Source organism: Streptomyces sp. NPDC102467, assembly GCF_044765445.1.
Taxonomy (GTDB): Bacteria; Actinomycetota; Actinomycetes; order Streptomycetales; family Streptomycetaceae; genus Streptomyces.
Genome location: NZ_JBIWKA010000075.1, coordinates 1 through 1160 on the forward strand (window position 1 = coordinate 1; position 1160 = coordinate 1160).

Genomic DNA, 1160 nt, shown 5'->3' on the forward strand with positions numbered 1-1160 from the left:
CTAGTGTCCCGCGCCGGAGATCCGTTGGCAGAAGCGGGCGAGTGAGTCGAGGATTTCTTCGGCTGTTTTGGTCCAGGTGAACGGGGTCGGTTTCTCGTTCCACTGTTTGACCCAGGACCGGATGTCAGCTTCGAGGGAACGCACACTCTTATGTGCCCCGCGGCGGATCTTCTGGTCCGCGAGGAAGCCGAACCATCGCTCCACCTGGTTGATCCAGGAGGAGCCGGTGGGTGTGAAGTGCAGGTGGAACCGTGGGTGTTTGGCAAGCCATGTCTTGATGGCCGGGGTTTTGTGGGTGCCGTAGTTGTCGCAGATCAAGTGAACCTGCAGGTGCCCGGGGACCACTTGGTCGATCTTGATGAGGAACTTCTTGAACTCTGCGGCCCGGTGCCGGCGGTGCAGCGATGTGATGACTTCACCGGTTGCGACATCGAAGGCCGCGAACAGGGTGGTCAGACCGTTGCGGACGTAGTCATGGGTTCGGCGCTCGGGCATGCCCGGCATCATCGGTAGCACCGGTTGCGAGCGGTCCAGAGCCTGAATCTGGGACTTCTCGTCCACTGACAGCACCACCGCGCCCTCGGGCGGGTTGAAGTACAACCCCACGACGTCGTAGACCTTCTCGACAAACAGCGGGTCCGTCGAGAGCTTGAACGTGTCGCTCAGGTGCGGCTTGAGCTGGAACCGTCGCCAGATCCGGCCCACCGTCGACTTCGACAGGCCACTGCGGTCGGCCATCGACGCGCGAGACCAGTGAGTGGCATTCTTCGGGATCTCCTCAAGGGTGCGGACCACGACCGCCTCCACCTGGTCCACGCTGATGCTGGGCGGCCGGCCCGGCCGGGGCTCGTCCACCAGCCCGTCCAGGCGGGCCGCGAGAAACCGGCGACGCCACTTGCGCACCGTGTCCGCCGCGATATGCAACTCCCGTGCCACCACAACAATCGGCGGCACATCAGCACCGGCACATGCCAACACGATACGGGCCCGCAAGGCCACTGCCTGCGCAGATGACGCCCTGCGTGCCCAACGCTCCAACACCACACGCTCGTCAGACGTCAACAGCAACGGTTCCAACTTCGGACCACGACGAGGCACCGGCACATCCGCAGAAGCAGTCATACACAAACTAACGACGGATCTCCGACGCGGGACACTAG

Annotated in this window: 1 protein-coding gene; it reads right to left on the reverse strand. The window is 63.3% G+C overall.

The window, feature by feature from the left end:
* Positions 1 to 1122: an IS630 family transposase gene (locus tag ACIREE_RS42705; protein WP_404164998.1), complete on the reverse strand. Its 1122-nt coding sequence runs from the start codon at positions 1120 to 1122 to the stop codon at positions 1 to 3.
* Positions 1123 to 1160: the final 38 nt, after the last annotated feature.